This window comes from Rhizobium sp. BK008 (assembly GCF_014197345.1).
Classification (GTDB): domain Bacteria; phylum Pseudomonadota; class Alphaproteobacteria; order Rhizobiales; family Rhizobiaceae; genus Rhizobium; species Rhizobium anhuiense.
In genome coordinates this window covers 20,787-42,228 of sequence record NZ_JACIFK010000007.1, presented here as the reverse complement: position 1 = coordinate 42,228, position 21,442 = coordinate 20,787, and the positions used below count along the sequence as shown (strand labels likewise).

Here is a 21,442-nt window from a genome sequence, read left to right as displayed (position 1 = left end):
CCGCGCAAGTTCCTTTCGGACGCCGAGTCATCGGATCGCCGATAGCAGCTTGCGCACGCGATCGAGATGCGCCGTCCGCTTTGCATTGGTGGCACGGTCCATGTCGTGCAGGCTGAGCATCCGGAAATTCAACCGCTTCGAGCAGAAGGCGGCGATGCCGCGCTTCAACAGCCGGCGCACCGGATCGCCCATATAGAGACGCACCAGCCACCAGGGCGAACCTGTCGTCGTCAGCGCGTAGAGCAGCCTGATATTGGTGAGCTGCGGCACAATACGGCCTCCGGCGGCATCATGGGTGAAGGCGACCCCCGGCGCAAAGATGCGATCGAAGAAGCCCTTCAGGACAGCAGGGAAATTGAACCACCATTGCGGAAAAACGAGAACGAGGCCGTCGGCGGCCTTCAGTCGGTCCACGATGCCGGCCACGGCTGAACTATCGTAGGGCACGTCGAAATAGCCGCGGCGCTCGGTCTCGGACAAACGCGGATCGAAATTCTCGGCGTAGAGATCGAGCAAATCGACGGCATGCCCGGCGGCTTCCAATGCTTGGCGGGCGGTGCGCGCCACGGAGGCGGCAAAACTGTCCGGCAATGGGTGGGCAAGCACCAGCAGGATCCGCATCGTCAGAACAGGCTTCCCTGTTTCTGCGGTTCTGCGGGTTTTGCGCTGCGCTTCTTGGCACCGGCCGGCGGTGTGCCGCCTTCCGTGGTCATCGCGCCGACACGACCGTCGGCGAATTCGATGGCGATGCCCATGCCGGCGGAAATTTGAGCAGCCTGCGAGACCGGCCTGTTATCCTCATCGCGAATGACGGCGTAACCGCGCTTCAGCACATTCTTATAGGAGAGCGACTGCAGCACGCGGTCCTGCGAAGAAAGCTCGGCGCGCGCACGGGTCAGCTGGTGACGGATCGCCGTATCGGCATGGCGCGAAAGATTGCCGAGCCGTTCGCGGCCGCGGTCGGTCTGGGTCTTCAGCCGGGCAGGCAGCGAGGCGAGGATTGCTTCGGCGCGCTCAACGCGCGATTTCGAACGGTCGATCAGCCGTTCGACCATACGCTCGGCCCGCACGATCCGCTCGTTCAGCGTCTGGCGGCGTTCGGCGATGCGATTGGAGAGCACATCGGGGCGCAGATGCGCGGCGACGCGCTCGAAGCCGCGGCGCTTGTTGATGGTGTTGAGTTCCAGCCCGCGGCCAAGGCCGGCAGCCGCTTCGTCGAAACGCCGGCGTGGCAAGGCGAGAAGCTGATCGAGCGACGGCAATGCCCGCATCAGGGCACGGACGGACTGACGGCGTTGATCCATCTGCCGGTTCATGCAGCCTTGCAGGCGTGCGGCGAGAGCGGCGGCCTGCGCCTCGAGCTCCGCCTTGACCGGCACCGCCATTTCCGCGGCACCGGTCGGCGTCGGGGCGCGGACATCGGCGGCATAGTCGATCAGCGTCCAGTCGGTCTCATGGCCGACGGCCGAGATCAGCGGTATCCGGCTTTCGGCCGCAGCACGCACGACGATTTCGTCGTTGAAACTCCAAAGATCTTCCAGGCTGCCGCCGCCGCGCGCGACGATCAGCACATCGGGGCGCGCAATGGTACCTGCCGGCTCCAGCGCATTGAACCCGCGGATGGCGTTCGCCACCTCCTCGCCGGACCCCTCGCCCTGTACCTTCACCGGCCAGACGAGGACATGTACGGGAAAACGATCGGAGATGCGGTGAAGGATATCGCGGATGACCGCCCCGGTCGGCGACGTGACGACGCCGATAACCCTCGGCATGAAGGGCAGCCGCTTCTTGCGGGCGGCATCGAACAGGCCCTCGGCGCCCAGCTTGCGCTTGCGCTCCTCGATCAGCGCCATCAGCGCGCCGGCACCGGCCGGCTCCAGCGTCTCAATAACGATCTGATATTTCGAAGAACCCGGAAAGGTGGTGACCTTGCCCGTGGCGATGACCTCCATGCCCTCTTCCGGACGGAACTTCAGCCGCGAGAAGGTGCCCTTCCAGATGACGGCGTCGATGCGGGCGCGGTCGTCCTTCAACGCGAAATAGGCATGACCCGAAGAATGCGGCCCGCGATAGCCGGAGATTTCGCCGCGCACACGAACCTGGTCGAAGGCGGTTTCGACGGTGCGCTTGATCGAGCCGGAAAGCTCCGAAACCGAATACTCGGCAAGGTTGGTCGGCGAATCGCCGTCGAAGACGTTGCTCATCTCACCTTTTTATGTCGATCAGCAGCAAACGGGAAGCTCGGCATCGATGCAGAGGCCGTTTTCCCGGCTTTGAACTCGGCAACGGGCCGACGTCATCGCCGCTCCGCTGAGTTCGGCCGCGATGGCGGCCGACACCGAACGCGATAAATCCGTTTTGTTGCGGAACGGATAGGTACAATTCGCGTTTTACCCGAAAGGGATTGCTAACCACCGCAATACAAAGGCTTTTCGGGCAAGATCGCCGGTAAATCTTTGTTAGTTGGCGCTTCCTATTCTTCCCCTCGTTATCTCTGGGAAGGTGCTGAAATGATTATTCTCACAGCAGCAGCATTGGGCATCAGCGCCGGGCAAACGCGCTCGGCCAGCGCAATCGCGTTGGTCGCGGCGCTGATCGGAATGACATTCGCGCTGGCGGCGATAACCTCGCCCGGTCCGGTGTCCATTCTGGCATTCGTCTATGCCGTGCTCGGCTATAATGGCGGCCTCATGCTCTTCGTGCTTGGCCTCTATGCCAACCAGCGTCTTCGTCGCGCCATGCGCGTCTCGAACTAACAATCATCCATGCTGAGGACGGCCCGCGTCAATTCGTCGTCGGCCGATAGCGAAAGAACTGCACGCCTGCGTCGGCCGGTTTCGGCAGCGGTTCCAGATAGCGCGGGATATTGCCTTTGCCGAGCGCAGCATAGAGCCCATCCGGCTTCAGCTTGGCGATCTCGCGCGTCTGCGGGTCTTTGGGGCAGAAGGCTAGCACGGTCACCCCAGCCCCCTTCAAGAAAGCTTCCGCCTCCTGCGGCTCCGCCAGGCCGATATGCAACTCCGTCAGCATGCCGCCCTGATTGCGATGATAGGGCGCCGAGAGAACCCGGTTCTGGGTGAAGCGGAGAATGGGGACGCCCATTTCCGATGGTGCGGAGACCAGCCCGGCCGGAAGCCCGGCAAGCGGGGCCAGCGCCTCCTGCGATGTGCAGGAAATCTTCTTTGCCGGCTCGGCCGTCTTCTTCTGCGCGGCATTCTCCGTCTGCATCGAGATAAGCCCGCCGCCGACGGCCCAGGCGGCCGGAACACTTGCGAGCACGGTCACGATGTAGACGAAGGCGGCGGCGACATTCTCGCTGTCGCCGTTCGAAATGCGCCTGATATCGATGATCAGCAGCGCAAGCGGCAGGATGGAGATGAGGTTCGAGAAGGTCGCGCCGCGCACCTGGACCAACGCGATTGCCCAGCTCGTCGTCAGCAGCAGGAGCAGGACCAGATGGATTTGCACGCGGTCACGCTGAACGATGCGGAAGATGCAGACGGCGATGCCGAAGAGGCCGGCCGCATAGAAGGCGCCGAGAGAGAAAGGATCGGTGCGCCCGAGGACGAAAACCGACTGCGCTTCCGAAACATTCTTCAGCCAGAGCTCGACCAGCATCGGATCGAGACTGGCCAGCGGATCGCTCAGGCATTGCGGTGCGATCACGATCGCCGAACCGAAAACACCGGCGCCGACGACGGCGAGCGCTGCAAAACGCAAGGGACGGGTGAGGCGGCTGGCAAAAACCGCCGAAAACAACAGCAAACCGCCGCCGATCGCCGCCAGGCTGTAATAGCCGAGCGAGAGATTGTCGCAGGTGACCATCGAATAAAGCCGGGGCGGTACCGTTGCGAAGAACAGGATGCTGATCGCCAGCGCCAAAGCCAGCCCGAAGGCCTTCGCAGCAGCGGCAAAATCTTCGCCCTCCCAGGCCCAGAACAGAGCGACGGTCAGGCAGACGGCGGCGACAAAGGGGGTCGTCTCGGCGCCGATGGCAATGGCGATGGCTGCCGCGACGCCGGCGACCGCGTAGCTCCAGGCGCGACGCTCGGGATCCAGCAGCATCGCTATCATCGTGGCGACCAGCGCCAGCTGCGCATTGTGATGATCGATGGCGCCCGGCGCGAAACGGTTGCCGGCGTAGATGACAAGGCCGGTCAAGCCGAGGCTGATGTGCATGCCGGCGACACCGCCAATGCGCCGACCGGCCACGGCCATGGCGAGCATGGCGGGCAGGATGAGCGATACCGGCCAGACAGCGAGCGCCAGCGCCTCGGCCGTCTCGCGGGGTGCAAACAGACCGAAGAACCAGATCAGCGAGGCGATCGGCAGATCGATCAGCCGCGACCAGTGCATCAGCGTGCCGCCGGTGAGACCGAGCCGGTATTGCATCAGATCGAACCAGCCCTGCCCGGCGAGAAAATCGCGAACCTCGACGAGACGCATTCCGTCGTCATTGTCCGGGCCGACATAATCGGTGGCGCCGGAAAGCCTGGTGACGAGAATGACGGCGGCGAAAATGACGCTATAAGCGATGACAGTTGGCCAGAGACGCGTCAGCAGGTCGCGTATCCTGCCCCGAGGGGTATCGATCGCGGATGATGCATGGGTGATCGGCTGCACAGCGTTCATTGTGGTTAGCGGTTCGTTTCCGGATGAGGCAAGCTTAGCCGCCGCCGATCAAGAAAGTGTAAAGCCGTTGCGACGACCGCCGATTTTGCCTGCGTCATAGGGTCTTATTAACGCCGGATGATTTAGGCTGAGCGCGGCTTTTAAGTGTAACGAGTAGAGTCATGGCCCGATCGCGTACCGACAATCTGAATATTGCCGTCCTGCTTCCCTGCTATAATGAAGCCGCGACGATCGGCCCTGTCGTCCGGGGCTTCCGGGCAACGCTGCCGGATGCCGCGATCCACGTCTACGACAACAATTCCACCGACGGCACCGCGCTGCAGGCAATGCTTGCCGGGGCGCATGTCGTGCGCGAGCGGCGCCAGGGCAAGGGCCATGTCGTGCGCCGCATGTTCGCCGATATCGAGGCCGACATCTACATCATCGCCGACGGCGACGGGACCTATACGCCTGATGATGCCGAAGAACTGGTGCGCACGCTGCTGACCGAGCGCGCCGACATGGTGGTCGGCACCCGGCGCGGCGTGCACGACGATGCTGGCCGTCAGGGCCATGCGCTCGGCAACCGGCTTTTCAACCTGCTCTACCGGACGATCTTCGGACCCGACTTCACCGATATCTTTTCCGGCTACCGCGCCTTTTCGCGCCGCTTCGTCAAGAGCTTCCCGGCGGTATCCGGCGGCTTCGAGATCGAAACCGAAATGTCCGTGCATGCCTCCCGGCTGAAGCTGCCGGTCAGCGAACTGGAACTCGACTATGGCCGCCGGCCGGAAGGTTCGCATTCCAAACTGTCGACCTTCCGCGACGGCGCCAAGATCCTCTGGATGTTCGCGATGCTGATGAAGGAAACCCGGCCCTTCGCCTTCTTCAGCGCGATCAGCGCCACCTTCATGCTGGCGAGCCTCGGCTTCATGGCGCCGGTGCTGGCGGAATATTTCCAGACGGGTCTCGTCAGCCGCATGCCGACCTGGGTGCTGTCGACGGCGCTGATGATGATTTCCTTCATGCTGTTCACCGCCGGCGTCATCCTGGATTCCGTTGCGCGCGCCCGCGCCGAACAGCTTCGTATCCATTATATCGGCCTGGAGACGCCGAGCGCGATGAAGACGCCGCTGAGCGACACCGCGCCGGTGTCGCGCGCCGGCCGCGGCAAGGCGGATGCGGCATGAGAAAGCTCATCCGCTTCGCGATTGCCGGCGGCATCGGCTTCCTCGTCGATGCCGGCACCCTGTCGGCGCTGCTCCATCTGACGCCGCTCGGGCCTTTTCTGGCGCGGCTCATTGCGATCGCCTTCGCCATGGCGGCGACCTGGGCTTTCAACCGGACCTTCACCTTCGATCGCTCCGGCCATTCGCTTGCCGCCGAAGGCTTCCGCTACGGTTCGGTCGGAGTGACGGCAGCGCTCGTCAATTACGGGCTCTATTCCGCGCTTCTGCTGTCGCTGCCATCCCTGCAGCCGCTTGCGGCGATGGTGATCGCCACCGCCGCCTCGATGGTCTTCAGCTTCTTCGGCTATTCGCGCTTCGTCTTCCGCGCTGAGTGATTAGAGCGCCGCGCGTCCAAAAGGACGCGCAAAGGACGCTCTAACACTTTAAATTGGCGCATAATCCTTTCCGAAAATCGATCTCGATTTTCGGGGTTATGCGCTAAACTGCTTCCCAGCCATCCTTCTCGCTGGCCCGGTAGATCGCATCGATCACCTTCTGGTTCAGCTTCGAATTTTCGAGCGTGACGATCTCTTCCTTGCCGTTCGTCACCGCCCGGGCGAAGGCCTCGACCTCCCGCCTGTACTGGCGGCTGTCCTGGAAGCGGAAGATGCGCGATTCGGTGTGGCTGCGGTTGGCAAGCTCGATCTCCTCGGGCCCCCAGCGATTGGCGTTGAACGGCGACTTGACCTCGATGTAGCCGTCGGTGCCGTGGAAGACCATGACCTGGCGGTTGGCCATCTGCGTCGAGATATAGAAGCTCAGATCGAAATCGCCGAAATCGGCCTTGACGCTCGAATAGATATCCGTGCCGAAATCCGCATCGCGCTCGGTGACCGCCTGGATCCTGAGCGGCTCCTTGCCGGTGGAAAAACGCGTGCCCATGACGGGATAGACGCCGATATCGGGCAGGCCGCCGCCGCCGAGTTCGGGAACGTTGCGCATATTGGCGGGGTCGCGGTTGAAATAGGTGAAGGCGCCCTGCACATGGCGGAGCGAACCGATCGCGCCCTCGGCGATCAGCGAGCGCACCTTCTGCCAGACCGGGGAATAGGTGATCATATAGGCTTCGGTGATCACCACCCGGTTACGGTCTCGGGCGGCGATCACCTCGTCGATATCGTCGGCTTTCAGCGCTATGGGCTTTTCGCAGAGCACGTGCTTGCCGGCATCGGCGGCTTTGATCGACCATTCGATGTGCTGCGAGGTCGGCAGCGGGATGTAGACGGCATCGATGACGTCGGAGGCCAGCATCTCCTCGTAGGAGCCGAAGGCATGCGGCACGGAGAAGCGGTCGGCCACCTCCCTTGCGCGCGTGAGATCACGGCTCGCAATCGCCGTAACGACGCAATTCTCCGCATCCTGGATCGCGGGAATGACATTGTCGCGGCCGATCCTCGCCGTTGAAATGATACCGAAACGCAGCATGATCCAAGCCTCCCAGAACTGATTTCGGCGAACCATATGCAGGCCTTCGCTGCGGCGCAATGGCGAGACCTCAAATCACGGAAGTTTGCCTTTCCTCACGCGCCGATCGCGCTAAGTTTGGGCGAGGGCGGCGTTCTGCCGTATCCGCGATTTCAATCACATCACCTTACTGGAGAGCGTCATGGAAATGCGCCGGCTTGGAAAAACAGGTCTTTCGGTCGCGCCGATCGTCATCGGCGGCAATGTGTTCGGCTGGACGGCCGACGAGAAAACATCCTTTGCCATTCTCGACGCCTTCTTCGATGCGGGCCTGAACACGATCGATACGGCCGATGTCTATTCCGCATGGGTTCCGGGCAACAAGGGCGGCGATTCCGAGGAAATCATCGGGCGCTGGCTGAGGCAGGCAAGGGTTTCCCGCGACAAGGCCGTCATCGTCACCAAGGTCGGCTCCGACATGGGACAGGGAAAGACGCTGAAGGAGACCTATATCCTGAAGGCGGTCGAGGATTCGCTGCGCCGGCTGCAGACGGACTATATCGACCTCTATCTCTCGCATTGGCCGGATGCCGATACGCCGCATGAGGAAACGCTCGGCGCCTATGCCAAGCTGAAGCAGCAGGGCAAGATCCGCGCCATCGGCTGCTCGAATTATGATGCAAAGTTGTTCCAGGCGTCCTTCGACGCGGCCGAAAAGGCCGGCCTGCCGCGTTACGACGTCCTGCAGCCGGAATATAATCTCTATGAGCGCGCAAGCTTCGAAGGGCCACTCGCCGAGCTCTGCATCGCCCAGGATATCGGCGTCATCACCTATTTCAGCCTCGCCGCCGGCTTTCTCACCGGTAAATACCGCAGCAAGGCCGATACGGAAGGCCGCGCACGCGAGGGCCGGGTTTCGAAATATCTCGACGACAAGGGCCTGCGCATCCTGGCCGCGCTCGACAAGGTTTCGACCGAGACCGCCGCCAGCCCGGCGGAAATTTCGCTCGCCTGGCTGCTGCGTAAGAAGGGCGTGACGGCACCGATCGCCAGCGCCACCAGCCTTTCGCAGCTTGAAAGCCTGGTGAAATCGGCGACACTGGCGCTTTCCGATGATGCGATGGCGCTGCTCGACGAAGCCGGCGGCTGAAGAAAGGGAGAGCCCATGACCGCGACCATACGCGATGCCCGCCCCGAGGACGAAGCCCGTTGGCGCGAGCTCTGGGCGGCCTATCTCGCCTTTTACGACGTCACGGTCGATGCCGATATCACCGATCAGACATGGCGCCGGGTCTTCGATCCGGCGTCGGCAATTTCGATGCGCGTCGCCGAGGTCGATGGCAGGATGATGGGCTTTGCACTCTATCTCACGCATGAGGGCACGTGGATCCGCGGCAGAGACTGCTATCTCGAAGACCTGTTCGTCGATGCCGATGCGCGCGGCAAGGGCCTTGGGCGGGCGCTGATCGACGATCTCATCGCCACCTCGAAAGCCAAGGGCTGGTCGCGGCTCTACTGGCATACGAGCGAGCAGAACAAGACGGCGCGGGCACTCTACGACAGCTATGTCGAAAGCGACGGCCACATCCGCTACCGCATCAGTTTCTGAGCGGGGCATCAGTTTCTGAGCGGGGGAAAACCTTCGTAGACAGCGGCGTGATCGCCTTCCCAATTGGCCATGCCCGGTTTGGTGAGGATGCCGCGTGGCCTGACATAACTCTGGATCACCCGCTTCGGGCGTTCGTGCCACTGGATATTGAAGGCCCAGAGCTTCGGGAAGAAGCAGAGCGAGGCATAAGGCAGGTGGTCGTGAATCCACCAGGCGAGCCGCTGCCAGTCGCTTTCATCGCGGTAGCGGTCGAGCATCCATGGCACGACAATGCAGACCGCAGCACCCATGCAGCCGTCAAAATCCCTCATATCCCAGATGTGATGCGCTGATGTGGCGGCATTGGTCGAGCAGTTCAGATTGTTCTCGTTGCCAAACCTGTTCACCCCCGGCGAGCGATAGCCGGAGCGGATATGCAGGCGCCCGAACGTCGCCTGCAGCGGCTCCAGCAATTCCTCGCAGAGCCTCTTGCCTGCCTCGATCGCCAGATCGGGATCCTCGGGGATGTTGGGGATGCGGTAGAAATCGGCGATTTCGGAGTGCAGGAAATCGCGAAGGAAGAAGTTTTGCGACAGCCTTACGCGGCCAAGATCTTCCAGCCCCTTCATCGAACCCGGCTTTCGCATGACGTTATCTTCCTCCCATACCGATGGCCGGAATCATCGCCTGGAGCCCTTTTCCAGTCCACCCGAAATCGATCGGGAACAATTAGCGCGATCCTCGCTTCTTAATGTGTCGCCGCATTCGCGGTTTTTCCCAAAACAAGGATCGAGAAAATGGCCAAGGAAAAGACGTTGGAAGATCTATTCCACGACACACTCAAGGACATCTACTTTGCCGAACGGCAGATTTTGCGCGCCCTGCCAAAGATGGCGCGCGCCGCACAATCCACCGAACTGAAGGCGGGCTTCGAAAAACACCGTGAGGAAACCGAAGCTCAGGTCGAGCGGCTGCAGCAGGTTTTCGAACTGATCGGCAAACGCGCACAGGGCAAAACCTGCGAGGCGATCCAGGGCATTCTGGCCGAGGGCGAAGAAATCATGGAGGAATTCAAGGGCACATCGGCCCTCGATGCCGGTCTGATCTCGGCTGCCCAGGCCGTCGAACATTATGAAATCGCTCGCTACGGCACGCTGAAGACCTGGGCCGCAACGCTCGGCCTCAAGGATGCCGTCCGCCTGCTCGACCAGACGCTGCAGGAAGAAACGGCCACCGACAAGACCCTCTCCCAGCTCGCCACGACAGCAGCAAACCAGAAGGCGAAAGCTGCCTGATGACATGATGCCAACGGGCGGCTGTCCCAATATTTATCGGCCGCCCGAATCCTTCTCGGCAAGCTTGAAGAAATCGATGAAGGCGCGCAGTGCCGGGCGCATCTGCCGCCGGGTGGGATAGTAGATAAACGGGCCGGGATAGGGCGCGCACCAATCCTCCAGCACCCGCACCAGACTGCCGGCCGCCAGCTCGGCGTGCACCCGCATGTCGAAGAGATAGGCAAGACCGGCGCCGTTCAGCGCTGCCAGCAAGGCGAGGCGATCCTCGCTGACGATCAGCGGCCCGTCGACCGAAACGACCAGTTCCTGCCCATCCTTCTCGAATTCCCAGCGATAGATCGAGCCATTGGTGAAGCGCCGCTTGATGCAGCGGTGACGGACGAGATCGCGCGGGTGCTCCGGTTTCGGATAGCGCTCGAAATAATCGGGCGAAGCGGCAATCACCGTCGTCAGATGGGGAGAGATCCTGACCGCGATCATATCGGCCTCCAGGCTCTCCTCCAGCCGGATGCCGGCATCGAAACCCTCCTTGACGATATCGGTGAAGCCGTCCTCGTTGGCGATCTCCAAAGTGATATCGGGATAGAGGTTGAGGAAGTCGCCGAGGCGAGGGGCAAGCAGGATATCGGAGGCGAAACGCGGCGCAGTGATGCGCAGATTTCCGGCGGGCTTGCCGCGCGTGTCGCGGACGGCCTCCAAGGCAATGCCGATCTCTTCGAGCGCCGGCCGCAGTCTTTCGAGCAGCAGGCGACCCTCCTCGGTCGGCGCGACGCTGCGGGTGGTGCGCGCCAGAAGCCTGACACCCAGACTTTCCTCGAGGCTGGAGATCGCATGGCTGACGGCCGAGGGCGCGACGAGGAGTTCCTTCGCCGCAGCTCGGAAGCTGCGATGTTCCGAGACGGCGGCAAGAACGGCGAGTTGCGAGAGCTGTGTTCTGTTCATTGATCGAAATGATAGAACAGCCTGTTAGAAACTGCATGTATTTTCTGATTGATGCGCCAGGAATATGGTCTGCCCGTACCGCAAGCGATCAAGCGGTTCACAATCAGCTCAAAAGGAGCGCATCATGAAAACCCGGAAACTCGGAAACGAACTGACGGTCTCTGCCGTCGGCCTTGGCTGCATGGGCATGAGCTTTGCCTATGGCGCCAGCGACGATGCGGAATCGATCAGGACGTTGCATCGCGCCATCGATCTCGGCGTCACCTTCTTCGACACCGCCGAGGTCTACGGCCCCTTTACCAACGAGGTTCTTCTCGGCAAAGCGCTGAAGCCGTTCCGCGACCGCGTGGTGATCGCCACCAAATTCGGCTTCAAGATCGATGCCAGCAAGCCGGGCACCGCTGCCATCACCGGCGTCGACAGCCGCCCCGAGCATGTGCGTGATGTCGCCGAGGCCTCGCTGAAACGCCTCGGCATCGAGACCATCGACCTCCTCTACCAGCACCGGGTCGACCCCAACGTGCCGATCGAGGAGACCGTCGGCGCCATGGCGGAACTGGTCAGGGAAGGCAAGGTCCGCGCCCTCGGGCTTTCGGAAGCCGGCAGCGCCACCATCCGCCGCGCCCATGCGGTCCATCCGATTGCCGCCCTGCAGAGCGAATATTCGCTCTGGACGCGCGATCCCGAAGAGGAGGTGCTTGCGACATGCCGCGAACTCGGCATCGGCTTCGTGCCCTACAGTCCGCTTGGCCGCGGCTTCCTGACCGGAGCGATCCGCAAGGCGGAGGATCTCGACGCGGACGATTTCCGCCGCCAGGTGCCGCGCTTCCAGGCGGAAAATTTCGACGCCAATGCCGCCCTCGTCGCAACACTCGAGCGGCTTGCCGGCGAAAAGGGCGTGACGGCGGCGCAACTGGCGCTGGCCTGGGTGTTAAGCCGGGGCGACGACATCGTGCCGATCCCCGGCGCCCGCAAGCTTCACCATCTCGAACAGAACGCCGCGGCCGCCGATATCGTGCTCAGCCCGGCGGAACTTGCGCGGCTTGAAGAGATCATCCCGGCCGGGCAGGTTGCCGGCAAACGTTATTCGGACGCCTCGCTTGCGATGACAAACCTGTGAGCGGGCAAGCCCGGCCTGATGCAACCGGCCGGGCTTGTCTTCGGGATTGGCGAAACTATCTAACGCCATCTCGGAGAACGGGATGAAAACATGTCGGACAGGCAGGCAGTCGAACAGACGGTTCATCTCTATGTCGAAGGCATGGCCTTCGCCAATGAGGCAGCCTTGAAAAAGGCCTTTCATCCGCAAAGCGCGATCATCGGTCATTATGAGAATGCCGTCGAATGGCTGACGCGGGACGAGTTCATCGCTGCGATCCTGGCGGAGGAGCCGGCGCCGCCCGGCACGCAGCCCTACATGGATATCCAGAGCGTCGATGTCGAAGGCGATGCGGCAAGCGTCAAGGTGACCGACGATTTCGCCGGAATGCGCTTTACCGACTATCTCTCGCTGCTGAAGATCGACGGCCGCTGGATGATCGTCAGCAAACTCTTCCATCTGCATCTGTGAAAAGACCGGCCGCTATCGCGACCGGTCCATTGTCTTTTGTCGAAGGCTGTAAAGCTCAGCTTCTGAGGACGCCGCCGGTGAATTTCGTGACGCTGGCGACGATCTTCTGCGTCAGCGCCTCGAAATCCTCATCCGTCAGCGTGCGCTCGACCGGCTGGATCTGAACCTCGATCGCCACCGACTTCTTGCCGTCGCCGACCGATGCGCCCTCGAAAATGTCGAAGACATTGACGCCGGTCACCAGCTTGCGGTCGGCGCCGGTCGCCGCCTTGACGATGGCGCTGGCTTCAACAGTCTTGTCGACGACGAAGGCGAAGTCGCGCCGCACCACCTGGAAGGGCGACAGTTCGAGCGCCGGCTTGGTGCGCGTCGCCTTGCGCTTGGCGTCCGGCATGGCGTCGACATAGACTTCGAAGCCGCAGAGCGCGCCGGAGACATCGAGCGCTTCCAGCGTCAGCGGATGGAATTCGCCGAAATAGCCGAGCACGACCTTCGGCCCCATCTTGATCGTGCCGGAGCGGCCCGGATGATACCATTCCGGCCCGCCCTGCTCGATCTGGATATTGCCCATCGGCAGGCCGCAGGCTTCGATGACGGCGAGCGCGTCGGCCTTGGCGTCGAAGACATCGACCGGCTTGCCGCCGCCCTTGGCGGCGTTCGACCAGGCGCGGCCTGCGCCGGCAAGCGAGGCCGTGCCGCGGCGGATGCCGCCGGCCACCCGGCGCTGGCCGTCCGGCCTGTCGTTCTCATAGGTGCCGGAGACCTCGAACAGGGCGACGTCGGCATAACCCTTGTCGGCATTGCGCTGGGCAGCGGTCAAGAGGCCCGGCAGCAGCGAGGGACGCATATCCGACATTTCGGCAGCGATCGGGTTGGCAAGCTTGAGGGCAGGCGAACCGCCGCCGAACAGCTTGGCCTGGTCTTCCGGAATGAAGGACCAGGTGACGGCTTCGAGCATGCCGCGCGCCGCCAGCGCCCGCTTGGCGAGGCGGGTGCGGATCTGCAGCGTCGTCAGGATCTTGCCGTTGACGGCCGCATGGCTTTCGAGCGGCGCCGGCTTGATATTGTCGACGCCGTGAATGCGCATGACCTCCTCGACGAGATCGGCCTTGCCGTCGACATCGGGACGCCAGGACGGAACGGCGACTCGGACAGACGAAGAGCCGATATCGCTATTCCCAAGAACCTTGAAACCAAGACGGGTGAGGATCGTGTCGCTTTCGTCATTCGAAACGTCGAGGCCCGTCAGGCGCTTGACCTCGGAATAGGGGAAATCGACGATCTTCGGCTGGTAACCCTCGTAGCCGACGACCTCGGCCTTGGCAGCCGTGCCGCCGCACAGCTCCAGGACCAATTCCGTCGTGCGTTCGAGACCGGGGACCATATATTCCGGATCGACGCCGCGTTCGAAGCGGTAGCGGGCATCGGTGATGATGCCGAGGCTGCGGCCTGATTTGGCGATGTTCATCGGGTCCCAGAGAGCGGATTCGATCAGCACGTCGACGGTGTTTTCGTCGCAGCCGGAATGTTCACCACCCATGATGCCGCCGATCGATTCGATGCCATCGTCATCGGAGATGACGACGTTGTTCGGCGAGAGCTTGTATTCGCGCTGGTCGAGCGCCAGCACCGTCTCGCCATCGACGGCGCGGCGGACGGTCAGGTTGCCGTTGATCTTGGCGGCATCGAAGACGTGGATCGGCCGGCCCTGATCGAAGGTCATGTAATTGGTGACATCAACAAGCGCGTTGATCGGCCGCAGCCCGATGGCGATCAACCGCTGCTGCATCCAGCGCGGGCTTGGGCCATTCCTGACGCCACGCACCAGGCGCAGCGCAAAGCCCGGGCAAAGCTTGAGATCGTCGAGATCGAGCGTCAGCTTCACCGGCGTCTCGCCTTCGACGGCGAAGGACGGTGCGGGCCGCGTCTTCAACGTGCCAAGGCCGGAAGCGGCGAGATCGCGGGCGATGCCGTGGATCGAGGTGCAATCCGGCCGGTTGGGCGTCAGGTTGATCTCGATGACCGGATCGTCGAGATGGGCATAAGCCGCATAGCTCTGACCGACCGGCGCATCCTCGGGCAGATCGATGATGCCATCGTGGCTGTCGGAAATCTCAAGCTCCTTTTCGGAGCACATCATGCCACGGCTTTCGACGCCGCGGATATTGCCGACGGCGAGCGTCACATCGATGCCGGGAACATAGGTTCCGGGTGCTGCGAAGGCGCCGAGGAGACCGGCGCGCGCATTCGGCGCGCCGCAGACGACCTGCACCGGCGCGCCGGAACCGGTGTCGACCATCAGCACCTTCAGGCGATCGGCCTGCGGATGTTTTTCCGCCGAGACAACTCTGGCGATGACGAAGGGCTTGAATGCCGCCTTGTCGTCGACATCCTCGACCTCCAGCCCGATTTCGGTGAGGCGCGTGCAGATTTCATCGAGGCCGGCATCCGTTTCCAGATGCTCTTTCAGCCAGGAGAGCGTGAATTTCATCGTCCCAATTCTCCGTTCAAGCGCTGAGGCCGCCGAACAGCGTCGGCATGTCGAGCGGGCGGAAGCCGTAATGCGTCATCCAGCGGACGTCGGCGTTGAAGAAGTCGCGCAGGTCGGGCATGCCGTATTTCAGCATGGCGATGCGATCGAGGCCCATGCCCCAGGCAAAACCCTGATATTCGTCCGGATCGAGGCCGCCGTAACGCAGCACGTTCGGGTGAACCATGCCGCAGCCGAGGATCTCCATCCAGTCGGTGCCTTCGCCGAATTTGACGATCGGGCCGGAACGGTCGCACTGGATATCCACCTCAAAGGATGGCTCGGTGAACGGGAAGAAGGACGGGCGGAAACGCATCGTCACGCTGTCGACCTCGAAGAAGGTCTTGCAGAATTCCTCGAGCACCCAGCGGATATTGGCGACATTGGCCTTCTTGTCGATGACCAGGCCTTCGACCTGATGGAACATCGGCGAATGCGTGGCATCGCTGTCCTGGCGATAGGTCTTGCCGGGAATGATGATGCGGATCGGCGGCTTCTGCGTCTCCATGGTGCGCACCTGCACCGGCGAGGTATGGGTGCGCAGCACCTTGCGCTCGCCATTCTCATCCGGGTTGAAGAAGAAGGTGTCGTGCATCTCGCGGGCCGGATGGCCTTCGGGAAAATTCAGCGCGGTGAAATTGTAATAATCGGTCTCGATGTCGGGACCTTCGGCGATCGAGAAGCCCATGTCGGCGAAAATCGCGGTGATCTCGTCGACGATCTGGCTGATCGGATGGATGCGGCCGCGTTCGGCCGGCGAAGAGCGCACCGGCAGGCTGACGTCGACCGTCTCGGCCTTCAGCCGGGCATTGATCGCCGCTTGCTTGAGCGTTGTCTTGCGGGCGGCGAGCGCCTCGGTCACCGCATTCTTCAGAACGTTGATCGCCGCGCCCTTGGTCTGGCGCTCTTCCGGCGTCATGGCGCCGAGCGTCTTCAGGAGTTCGGAGATCGAGCCCTTCTTGCCGAGGGCGGAAACGCGCACGGCTTCGAGCGCCATCTCGTCATTGGCGGCGGCGATTTCGGCGAGCAGCGATGCGTTGAGCTGGTCGATATCTGACATTGTCACTTCTTTCCGTCCAGTATCAGGCGGGCGATCGGGAGGCAGGCGGCGCCGGCCGGCGCCAGGAATATAAAGAAAGAAAAACCCGCGCTAGCCCAAACCAGCGCGGGTTTCCCAAAATCAAAAATTCAAAGCTTGGGAAGCGCTGGTTACTTGACCGCGCCTTCAAACTCGTTCGCCGTGCCGGCTTCCTTGAGATACTCAAGAGCCTTCTTGGCAGCGTTGACCAACGCGCCGAATGCTTCCGGCTCGTGGATCGCCATGTCGGAGAGAACCTTGCGGTCGACTTCGATGCCAGCCTTGTTCAGGCCGTCGATGAAGCGGCCGTAGGTCAGGCCGAATTCGCGCACAGCGGCGTTGATGCGCTGGATCCAAAGCGCACGGAAGTTGCGCTTGTTGACCTTGCGGTCGCGGTAGGCGTACTGCTTCGAACGGTCGACAGCGGCCTTGGCGGTACGGATGGTGTTCTTGCGGCGGCCGTAAAAGCCCTTTGCGGCCTTCAGAACCTTCTTGTGCTTGGCGTGAGAGGTGACGCCTCTTTTTACACGTGCCATATCATGATCTCCTTAAATCTAGCGTTCGCGGACGAGTCTCAGAGACCGTTCGGCAGGTAATTCTTGATAACCTTGCGGCCATCCGGTTCTGCGAGAACCATGGTGCCACGTGCATCGCGAATGAACTTGTTGGTACGCTTGATCATGCCATGGCGCTTGCCGGCAGCGGCAGCCTTAACCTTGCCGGTTGCGGTGATCTTGAACCGCTTTTTGGCAGAGGACTTCGTCTTCATCTTGGGCATTTTGCTACTCCTTCTGTCCTCCCTGCGCGCTTTATCAAAAAAGCCCTTCTCGCGAAGTCCGGTTCTCCGGCCGTCGCAACAAGGTGCGGGAGCGTTTGTTGTTGATCCGCGGCATCGGCGACGAACCGTTCCGCAAGCATTCGAAACTGCCACGGCATGCCCTGCCGGTCAGTTCGGACGCGCGCTTATAACCGCAGCGTCCTGAAAGTGCAACGGGGCCGCGGAGGAATCTTCGCAACCTCCGAAAACACCCTTCTTGAAGCAATAAGGGCAGAAAGCGCAAAAGCCGCCCTTGCGGACGGCCTTGGGCGAAAAAGTGCCTGGCGCTTACTTCGGCGCCAGCACCATCATCATCTGACGGCCTTCAAGTTTGGGCTCGGCTTCGACCTTGGCGAACTCGATCGTATCGGCCTTGACCTGCTGCAGAAGCTTCATGCCGAGTTCCTGGTGGGCCATTTCACGGCCGCGGAACTTCAGCGTCACCTTGACCTTGTCGCCTTCATCGAAGAAGCGACCCATCGCCTTCATCTTCACCTCATAATCATGGGTGTCGATGTTCGGGCGCATCTTGATTTCTTTGACTTCGACGATCTTCTGCTTCTTGCGCGCCTCGGCAGCCTTCTTCTGGTTGGCATATTTCAGCTTGCCCAGATCGAGGATCTTGCACACCGGCGGTTCGGCATTGGGGGAAATTTCGACGAGATCGAGGCCGGCTTCTTCCGCCATCTTCAAGGCCTGGTCGGTAGGCACGACGCCCATATTCTGTCCGTCAGCCGCGATCAGCTGAACTTTGGGAATGCGGATTTCACGGTTCGAGCGCGGTCCGTCCTTCACGGGCGCGTCGGTTTTAAAAGGTCTGCGAATGGTCGTATTCTCCTCGCGTTGTTTCGGAACGTTGCAGCATCGCGCTCCCAATCAGGGTGCACAAACGTGTCGCGTCATCGCTGCAACGGAGTCAATATCATCCTTTAGCGGAAAAATCACCCGCTGTCAGCCTGCCAAGAATCTGTTTTATAGGCCAAAACAATAGGAGTTTCGCCGATGTCCGATCAGATGCCCGATGCCCAGCCGCAGTTCTTGACGGTCGGCGAGGGCGAAGCAGCGCGTGAGATCGCCATGATCGTCCGCCCGGCGCAGGCCGGCAATGGCGCGCCGACGCTCGTCTGGCTGTCCGGCTACCGCTCCGACATGAGCGGCACCAAGGCGGTGGAACTCGACGGGCTGGCGGCGGAACTGGGCGTCGCCTGCATCCGCCTCGACTATTCCGGCCACGGACTTTCCGGCGGCAGCTTCGGCGACGGCACGATCTCGCGCTGGCTGGAGGAGGCGCTTGCCGTCATCCACCATATCGCCCCCGATCGGGTGATCCTCGTCGGCTCCTCGATGGGCGGCTGGATCGCGCTCAGGCTGGCGCAGGAGCTTGCGCGGCAAGGCGGCCCAAAGCTTGCAGGCATGGTGCTGATCGCACCCGCACCCGATTTCACCTCCGAGCTGATCGAACCGAACCTCAAGGCCAAGGAGCGCAAGTCGCTAACCGAGCGCGGTTATTTCGAAGAGCGTTCGCCATACAGCCCGGAGCCGAATATCTATACCAGGGCGCTGATCGAGGACGGCCGCGCAAACCGGGTGCTCGACGGCATCATCGAGACAGGCTGCCCGGTGCACATCCTCCAGGGCATGAAGGACCCCGACGTGCCGCATGCACATGCGATGAAACTGGTCGAACACCTTCCCGCCGACGACGTGGTGCTGACCTTCATCCGCGACGGCGACCACCGCCTGTCGCGCCCCGGCGATATCGCGCTTCTCTTGAGCGCCGTCAAAGGCATCATCCGTTCATCAACAAATAGGCAGATGCCCGCCTGAAGGGCATCGGCGTATAAATTCGCCTGATGCAGGTTCCCAACCCGTTGCATTTTAACCATGTCGGCGGGTCGCAAGGTCCTCCCAATAAGTAACGATTGACTCTTTCCGGCCCTCTCCATTAACACTTTGTTAATAAATAAGGGGCGATGCAAGGAAAGAGCGGGCGTGCGGATCAAGGGTGTCTTTGTGGCCATGATGGCCGTATTTGCGATGGCAACGGCCGCCATACCGGCCCCAAGCAGAAATGCTTCAATGGTAACGGGCAATGCCACTTCACAGCCCATCGGGCACTATGATTTCTGTCAGATCCACCGCAATGAATGCGGCGCAAACCGCAACGCCGGCCCGGTTGAAATGACCCCGGCAAAGTGGTCGCTGGTGCGTTCGGTCAACGCCACGGTAAACCGCACGATCACGCCGATGACCGACAAGGAAATCTACGGCAAGGACGAAGTCTGGGCCTATCCGACCACCGCCGGCGACTGCGAGGATTTCGCGCTGCTGAAGCGTCGCATGCTGATCCAGCGCGGCTTTTCAGCCGCCGACCTGCTGATGACCGTCGTGCGCAAGCCGGATGGTGAGGGCCATGCCGTGCTGACGCTGCGCACCGCCGAGGGCGATTTCGTGCTCGACAACCTCGCCTCCGAAGTCAAGCCGTGGTTCGGCACGCCCTATTCCTTCGTCAAGCGCCAGTCGAGCTACAATTCCGGCCGCTGGGTCACCATCGAGAACGGCCGCGACGTTCTGGTCGGCGCGCTGCGCTAAGGGTCAACAGAGAATATGGAAAGGCCGGCGGTTTGCCGGCCTTTTTCGTTTTGTTGGTTTGGGATGCCACACCGTCTCCCGGCCCTTCGCTTTGGGCTCAGGGCGTTCGTCGCTGCGATCGATTCGCTGAATCGATTGCTCGGCTTCGCCGATCGCAACTCACCCGTTGCCAATCAATATCCCCGCGCCGAGCACTAAACCGCCGCCGAGCACCACCTGGAAGGCGGCGCGCAGGAAGGGGGTTTCCATGTAGCGGTTCTGGATGAAGGCGATGGCCCAGAGTTCGAAGAAGACGATGATGGCGGCGGTGATCGTCGCCGTCCAGAAATGCGGGATCAGATAGGGCAGCGCGTGGCCGAGGCCGCCGAGCGCGGTCATGATGCCACAGGCAAGGCCGCGTTTGACCGGCGAGCCTCTGCCGGAAATCTTGCCGTCGTCATGGGCGGCTTCGGTGAAGCCCATCGAGATACCGGCGCCGACGGAGGCCGACAGGCCGACGAGAAAGGTCTGCCAGGTATCCTGCGTGGCAAAGGCGGCGGCGAAGATCGGCGCCAGCGTCGAGACCGAACCATCCATCAACCCGGCAAGACCCGGCTGCACATAGGTCAGCACGAATTGCCGATGCACGGTCTCGTCCTCGCCGCGCTTGACGTCTTCAGGCGTATGTTTGTCGCCCAGCATGCGGGCGATATCTTCATGCCCCTGTTCGGCAAGGGCGAGATCGCCGAGAAGCTCACGCGTCGAGGCGTCCGAGGTCCGCTTTGCCGCCTCGACATAGAAACGATAGGCCTGCTCCTCCATCGCCTCGGATTCCTGCCGCATCGCGTCCAGCGAAAGATTTGCCCGGAGCCAGTCGGGCTTGCGCTCGTAGAAGCCCTGCACATGTTCGCGCCGGATCAGCGGAATGCGCTCGCCGAAACGCTGGCGATGGATTTCGATCAGCGACTTGCGATGCGTATCCTCGACCTCGGCCATATCCTCGAAGACTTTGGCCGAAGCCGGAAATTCGCGGCGCAGCCTGTCGGCATAGGCGAGATAGATGCGGGCATCGTCTTCCTCGGAGGCAATCCCGAGGGCAAGGATCTCCTGCTCGGACAGTGATTCGAAAGATCGTTTCGAGGATCTGAAAAATCGCGCCAGCATGACTTTCTCCAAAATTTAGAATTATTCTAAATCTAAAGAAGCAGGCGATGACGGTCAAGGGCGTGGGAAAGGATGCTGACAGATTGCCGCAAGCGGGCACGGACGACTTTGGCTCGTTGCGATAAACACCTATATGAGGGCTGCCGCATCACGCGGCGCCGGGGTTTTCGAATGGACAATGACATTCAGGGCCGCCCCGCCCATATCGCGGCGATCCGCGAAAGGGCGGAGGCCGAAATGCGGGAAATGGGCGTCGACGAGGCCTTCATCGACAGGCTGGTCGAGACTTTCTACGCCCGCGTGCTGGCGCATCCCGATCTCGGCCCGGTGTTCGACGCCAGGCTATCCGGCCGCTGGCCGCAGCATATGGCGAAGATGAAGAGCTTCTGGTCGGCCGTCGCCTTCCGCAGCGGCGCCTATGGCGGCAAGCCGGTGCAGGCGCATACAGGTGTTGCAAACCTGACGCCTGAGCTCTTTCCGAAATGGCTGTCGCTGTTTGCCGCAACGCTGGACGACATCGCTCCATCGCCGGAGGCCAAGGCTTGGTTCATGGCGACGGCGGAGCGGATCACCAAGAGCCTGACGCTTTCGCTGTTCTACAATCCGGCGCTCGACGATCCCAAGCGCACACCCGCCTGATCTA

Annotated in this window: 23 protein-coding genes; 11 read left to right on the top strand and 12 right to left on the bottom strand. The window is 61.8% G+C overall.

All coding sequences use genetic code 11. The features are described 5' to 3' along the window. Nucleotides 1-27: 27 nt before the first annotated feature. Entirely contained in the window at nt 28-621 is a 594-nt protein-coding gene (locus FHT69_RS24320) for an NAD(P)H-dependent oxidoreductase (RefSeq protein ID WP_063474835.1), read from the bottom strand. 2 nt (nt 622-623) lie between these two features. Next, on the bottom strand, nt 624-2,204 hold the full coding sequence (gene xseA, locus FHT69_RS24315; protein ID WP_063474836.1) for an exodeoxyribonuclease VII large subunit: 1,581 nt from the start codon (nt 2,202-2,204) through the stop codon (nt 624-626). Between the two features lie 306 nt (nt 2,205-2,510). Between xseA and FHT69_RS24310 the strand changes: the two genes are divergently transcribed. Next, nucleotides 2,511-2,756 (top strand): hypothetical protein, encoded by a 246-nt coding sequence (locus FHT69_RS24310; RefSeq protein ID WP_063474837.1) that lies wholly within the window; start codon nt 2,511-2,513, stop codon nt 2,754-2,756. Nucleotides 2,757-2,784: 28 nt separating this feature from the next. Here FHT69_RS24310 and FHT69_RS24305 read toward each other — a convergent pair whose 3' ends face one another. After that, a complete protein-coding gene (locus FHT69_RS24305; RefSeq protein WP_183906083.1) occupies nt 2,785-4,632 on the bottom strand; it encodes a hypothetical protein in 1,848 nt (615 codons plus the stop codon). Between the two features lie 161 nt (nt 4,633-4,793). Here FHT69_RS24305 and FHT69_RS24300 point away from each other — a divergent pair, with 161 nt between their 5' ends. Beyond that, on the top strand, nt 4,794-5,801 hold the full coding sequence (locus FHT69_RS24300) for a glycosyltransferase (RefSeq protein ID WP_183906082.1): 1,008 nt from the start codon (nt 4,794-4,796) through the stop codon (nt 5,799-5,801). Then, a complete protein-coding gene (locus FHT69_RS24295; RefSeq protein WP_183906081.1) occupies nt 5,798-6,175 on the top strand; it encodes a GtrA family protein in 378 nt (125 codons plus the stop codon). Before FHT69_RS24300 ends, FHT69_RS24295 begins: the two co-directional genes overlap by 4 nt. Before the next feature lie 103 nt (nt 6,176-6,278). Here FHT69_RS24295 and FHT69_RS24290 read toward each other — a convergent pair whose 3' ends face one another. Then, on the bottom strand, nt 6,279-7,265 hold the full coding sequence (locus FHT69_RS24290) for a Gfo/Idh/MocA family protein (protein WP_183906080.1): 987 nt from the start codon (nt 7,263-7,265) through the stop codon (nt 6,279-6,281). Between the two features lie 181 nt (nt 7,266-7,446). Between FHT69_RS24290 and FHT69_RS24285 the strand changes: the two genes are divergently transcribed. Both FHT69_RS24285 and FHT69_RS24280 read left to right on the top strand, forming a co-directional pair. Further along, complete coding sequence (locus FHT69_RS24285; protein WP_048338482.1) at nt 7,447-8,394, top strand: aldo/keto reductase; 948 nt, start codon at nt 7,447-7,449, stop codon at nt 8,392-8,394. 15 nt (nt 8,395-8,409) lie between these two features. Then, nucleotides 8,410-8,853 (top strand): GNAT family N-acetyltransferase, encoded by a 444-nt coding sequence (locus tag FHT69_RS24280; protein ID WP_048338481.1) that lies wholly within the window; start codon nt 8,410-8,412, stop codon nt 8,851-8,853. Between the two features lie 8 nt (nt 8,854-8,861). Here the strand turns inward: FHT69_RS24280 and FHT69_RS24275 are convergent, their stop codons facing one another. Continuing rightward, a complete protein-coding gene (locus FHT69_RS24275) occupies nt 8,862-9,479 on the bottom strand; it encodes a hypothetical protein (RefSeq protein WP_048338480.1) in 618 nt (205 codons plus the stop codon). Between the two features lie 150 nt (nt 9,480-9,629). On the opposite strand from FHT69_RS24275, the gene FHT69_RS24270 reads away from it, so the two are divergent. Further along, nucleotides 9,630-10,127, top strand: coding sequence for a ferritin-like domain-containing protein (locus FHT69_RS24270; protein WP_028757863.1), 498 nt, complete (start codon nt 9,630-9,632; stop codon nt 10,125-10,127). 33 nt (nt 10,128-10,160) lie between these two features. Here the strand turns inward: FHT69_RS24270 and FHT69_RS24265 are convergent, their stop codons facing one another. Further along, the gene (locus tag FHT69_RS24265) at nt 10,161-11,069 is read right to left on the bottom strand and encodes a LysR family transcriptional regulator (protein ID WP_047617531.1); all 909 of its coding nucleotides are present in this window, start codon (nt 11,067-11,069) and stop codon (nt 10,161-10,163) included. 124 nt (nt 11,070-11,193) lie between these two features. Between FHT69_RS24265 and FHT69_RS24260 the strand changes: the two genes are divergently transcribed. Together FHT69_RS24260 and FHT69_RS24255 are read left to right on the top strand one after the other, a co-directional pair. Next, nucleotides 11,194-12,189: an aldo/keto reductase gene (locus tag FHT69_RS24260; protein WP_063474841.1), complete on the top strand. Its 996-nt coding sequence runs from the start codon at nt 11,194-11,196 to the stop codon at nt 12,187-12,189. Nucleotides 12,190-12,279: 90 nt separating this feature from the next. Beyond that, the gene (locus FHT69_RS24255; protein ID WP_028757866.1) at nt 12,280-12,639 is read left to right on the top strand and encodes a nuclear transport factor 2 family protein; all 360 of its coding nucleotides are present in this window, start codon (nt 12,280-12,282) and stop codon (nt 12,637-12,639) included. 55 nt (nt 12,640-12,694) lie between these two features. Here the strand turns inward: FHT69_RS24255 and pheT are convergent, their stop codons facing one another. From pheT to infC, 5 genes are all read right to left on the bottom strand, one after another. Further along, nucleotides 12,695-15,130: a phenylalanine--tRNA ligase subunit beta gene (gene pheT, locus FHT69_RS24250; protein WP_183906079.1), complete on the bottom strand. Its 2,436-nt coding sequence runs from the start codon at nt 15,128-15,130 to the stop codon at nt 12,695-12,697. A 16-nt stretch (nt 15,131-15,146) separates the two neighbouring features. Then, nucleotides 15,147-16,229 carry a phenylalanine--tRNA ligase subunit alpha gene (gene pheS / locus FHT69_RS24245; RefSeq protein WP_063474843.1) on the bottom strand — a complete coding sequence of 361 codons (1,083 nt, stop codon included), beginning with the start codon at nt 16,227-16,229 and terminating at the stop codon, nt 15,147-15,149. Nucleotides 16,230-16,378: 149 nt separating this feature from the next. Then, nucleotides 16,379-16,783: a 50S ribosomal protein L20 gene (rplT, locus tag FHT69_RS24240; protein ID WP_027682113.1), complete on the bottom strand. Its 405-nt coding sequence runs from the start codon at nt 16,781-16,783 to the stop codon at nt 16,379-16,381. 38 nt (nt 16,784-16,821) lie between these two features. Beyond that, nucleotides 16,822-17,025 carry a 50S ribosomal protein L35 gene (rpmI, locus tag FHT69_RS24235; RefSeq protein ID WP_003570998.1) on the bottom strand — a complete coding sequence of 68 codons (204 nt, stop codon included), beginning with the start codon at nt 17,023-17,025 and terminating at the stop codon, nt 16,822-16,824. A 327-nt stretch (nt 17,026-17,352) separates the two neighbouring features. Beyond that, nucleotides 17,353-17,889: a translation initiation factor IF-3 gene (gene infC, locus FHT69_RS24230; protein WP_080759946.1), complete on the bottom strand. Its 537-nt coding sequence runs from the start codon at nt 17,887-17,889 to the stop codon at nt 17,353-17,355. A 177-nt stretch (nt 17,890-18,066) separates the two neighbouring features. Here infC and FHT69_RS24225 point away from each other — a divergent pair, with 177 nt between their 5' ends. Together FHT69_RS24225 and FHT69_RS24220 are read left to right on the top strand one after the other, a co-directional pair. Next, on the top strand, nt 18,067-18,891 hold the full coding sequence (locus FHT69_RS24225) for an alpha/beta hydrolase (RefSeq protein ID WP_127431544.1): 825 nt from the start codon (nt 18,067-18,069) through the stop codon (nt 18,889-18,891). Between the two features lie 165 nt (nt 18,892-19,056). Next, complete coding sequence (locus FHT69_RS24220) at nt 19,057-19,656, top strand: transglutaminase-like cysteine peptidase (protein ID WP_028757871.1); 600 nt, start codon at nt 19,057-19,059, stop codon at nt 19,654-19,656. A 159-nt stretch (nt 19,657-19,815) separates the two neighbouring features. On the opposite strand, the gene mbfA is transcribed toward FHT69_RS24220, so the two are convergent. After that, entirely contained in the window at nt 19,816-20,799 is a 984-nt protein-coding gene (gene mbfA, locus FHT69_RS24215; RefSeq protein WP_028757872.1) for an iron exporter MbfA, read from the bottom strand. Nucleotides 20,800-20,970: 171 nt separating this feature from the next. Between mbfA and FHT69_RS24210 the strand changes: the two genes are divergently transcribed. After that, complete coding sequence (locus FHT69_RS24210; protein WP_183906078.1) at nt 20,971-21,438, top strand: group III truncated hemoglobin; 468 nt, start codon at nt 20,971-20,973, stop codon at nt 21,436-21,438. The last annotated feature ends 4 nt before the right edge of the window (nt 21,439-21,442 follow it).